Origin of the sequence: Thermovirga sp., assembly GCA_012523215.1 — a bacterium.
Taxonomy (GTDB): Bacteria; Synergistota; Synergistia; order Synergistales; family Thermovirgaceae; genus 58-81.
Genome location: JAAYIZ010000182.1, coordinates 1 through 2,817 on the forward strand (window position 1 = coordinate 1; position 2,817 = coordinate 2,817).

A 2,817-nucleotide genomic window follows, 5' to 3' on the forward strand; every position below is an offset into this window, starting at 1 on the left:
ACGCTCGTTTCGGACCTGATGGACGACAACCCGGTATTCGTAACGACCCTGACAGACCAGGAGAAAGTGGCGCAGGTTATGTCCCGTTACGACCTCCACGTCATCCCGGTGGTGGACCTGGAGAATCGCCTCGTGGGGATAGTGACCTTCGACGATGTCCTCGATATCGTCGAAGAGGAAGCCACCGAGGACTTCGAGCGCATGGCGGGTATACAGCCCTTCGAGGAAAAGTACCTGGAGATCGGCCTCTTCACCCTGGCGAGGAAAAGGCTGACATGGCTTCTTGTCTGCATAATAACCCAGGCTTTTACCTCGTCCATACTGAAGCACCACGAGTCGATTATCTCGAGTGTTGTCGCCCTGACCTTTTTCATCCCCTTCCTCATCGATACTGGGGGGAACACCGGAACCCAGTCATCGACCCTGATGATAAGGGGGATGACCCTCGGTGAGATCAAGTGGGGCGACATTGGCGGTGTTTTACTGCGGGAGGCCTTTACCGGCCTGATCCTCGGGGTCGCTCTCGCACTCCTTGGCGTTTTCAGGGCCGTGACCCTGGGCACCGGATTGGATGTAGCCCTGGTGGTTGCCCTGTCCCTCGTGGTTGTCGTAATAATAGGAAACTTGATAGGAGTTTTGCTGCCCTTTGCGGCCAGGGCCTTGCGGTTCGACCCGGCCATCGTTTCAGGCCCCTTCATAACCACCGTCGTAGACGTGGTGGGCCTTTTGGTCTACTTCCAGATCGCCCGTTCCGTCTTGGGGCTGGGGTAGGTTGGAACGATTCCCTAACATATCCGGGGTAGCAGTTCACCGACGGGCTTATCCACCAGGCGGGTGCCCCCGGAGCGTGTCCTGATGCCCACCAGGCCTGGATGTTCCTCCGTAACACGACCGATCACCGAGGCACTCTTCCCAAGAAAATGTTTCCTCAGCAGCCCCACCGTTTCCTGAGCTTCCTCTTCGGCTACGGCTACGGCGGCGCAGCCTTCCCCAGCCATGTGCAGTGGTTCGAAGCCAAGGATGTCGCAAACCGAAAGGGCCGCCTCATTCCAGGGTACCAGCGTCTCGTCGATCTCGATTCCGAGCCCTGCCCTTTCCGACCACTCGCAGAGCACCGTAGCGAGTCCGCCCCTGGTGCAGTCGCGCATGCATCGGAGTCCGTTCACGGGCAGGATATTCTCCAGCAGTGGCCACAAAGCGGCGCAGTCGGAGGAAAGTCCCCTGACCTTGAGTCCGTAACGGCGGGCGGCGATGGTGGCACCATGCAATCCGGGCGGGCAGGTGATGATTATGGTGTCGCCGGGGCGCATGTTGAGAGCCCCCAGTTGATCCTTCCGGTTCACCCTGCCGATGCAGCAAGTGGAGAGGAACAGTCCGTCGGCCTGGCCCCGGGGAACCACCTTGGTGTCACCCGTAACAAGTTGGACGCCAAGGGATCTGCATACGGCGGCGGCGCTCTCCATGTATTCCATTAGTTCTCCTATAGGAAAACCCTCTTCGGCGATGACTCCCAGGGCCATGTAGAGCGGCTTCACGCCCCTTACCGACAGGTCATTGGTGCTTCCGCAGACGGAAAGCTTTCCTATATCACCTCCGTCGAAGGAAAGGGGCGACACGGTGTATCCATCGATGGTCATGGCGTAACCACCGGGCAGGATCGCGCAGTCCTCGCCGTCGGCCAGGGGGCTGCCATCGAAACGGCCCGTTATGAGCGAGATGAGCTCCTGGGTGAGGCTTCCGCCGGCCCCGTGGCCGATGCTCAATCTCTCCAGTTTACATTCCCCCTTTGTCGGAAACGATAATAGGCGGCGCAGCTTCCTTCCGTCGAGACCATGCAGGGACCGATGGGGTGCGCAGGGGTGCATGATCTTCCAAAGAGTGCGCAGGCGGGAGGATCGATCAATCCCTTGAGTACCTCACCGCACATGCAGCCTGCCGGGGGAGGGGCTTCTTTTATGGTCAAGCCCAGCCTTTCAAGGGCGTCGAAGCGAGTGAACTCTTCCCTGAGGGAATAACCCGAGGAGGTTATTATGCCCAGGCCCCTCCAGGTTGCGTCATCCAGGGCAAATACTTTACCCATGACACTCCTGGCCGTCGCATTACCCTGGGGTCTTACCGCCCGGCTGTAAAGAGATGCAACCCTTGGTCTTTTTTCACGGATTTGCCGCGCCACCTCGACGAGGGCCGCCATTATTTCCTCCGCCTCGAAGCCCGCCACAGCGCAGGCAATGCCGTACCGTTCGGGCAGGAAACGATAGGGCTCAAGTCCCGTGATGACGCTCACGTGGCCGGGGAGTAGAAACGCCTCGAGTTTTACTTCGGGGTCGGAGGCCAGCGTCTCCAGGGCCGGCGGCACCGATTTATGCAGGTTGAGGATCATGAAATTGTCCAGGTCTTCCCGGCAGGCGTCGAGAACCACCGAGGCTGTGGCCGGGGCGGTCGTCTCGAACCCGACCGCCAGGAAAACCACGGTACGGGTCCTGTCGTCCATGGCCAGCGAAAGGGCCTGGTCAGCCGATGTGACTACCCTCACGTCAGCGCCGCGGGACCTCTCTTCGGCCAAGGTCGGCTCGGTGCCCGGTACCCTGAGCATGGCTCCGTAGGTCGCCACGGTGGTATTAGCACGCCCCGCCAAGGACAGGGCGGCGTCGATCTCTCCCTGGGACGTAACGCACACCGGACATCCGGGACCAGACACGAGGGCGACGTTGGGTGGGAACAAAGCTCTCAACCCCTGCCGAAAAATTGACACGGTATGGGTGCCGCAGACCTCCATCACCTTGATCGGCCTATCGGTCAACTCACCCAGTGCTTTTG

The 2,817-nt window shown here is 60.1% G+C and carries 3 protein-coding genes; 1 reads left to right on the forward strand and 2 read right to left on the reverse strand.

Annotated features, from left to right (window positions below; all coding sequences use genetic code 11):
- Nucleotides 1–771: magnesium transporter (mgtE, locus tag GX108_05125; protein NLO56421.1), on the forward strand; the 771-nt coding region annotated here is incomplete at its 5' end.
- Between the two features lie 14 nt (nt 772–785).
- Here mgtE and hypE read toward each other — a convergent pair.
- Nucleotides 786–1,772 carry a hydrogenase expression/formation protein HypE gene (hypE, locus tag GX108_05130; protein ID NLO56422.1) on the reverse strand — a complete coding sequence of 329 codons (987 nt, stop codon included), beginning with the start codon at nt 1,770–1,772 and terminating at the stop codon, nt 786–788.
- Nucleotides 1,760–2,809: a hydrogenase formation protein HypD gene (gene hypD, locus GX108_05135; protein ID NLO56423.1), complete on the reverse strand. Its 1,050-nt coding sequence runs from the start codon at nt 2,807–2,809 to the stop codon at nt 1,760–1,762. The genes hypE and hypD overlap by 13 nt, the downstream gene beginning before the upstream one ends.
- Nucleotides 2,810–2,817 lie beyond the last annotated feature (8 nt).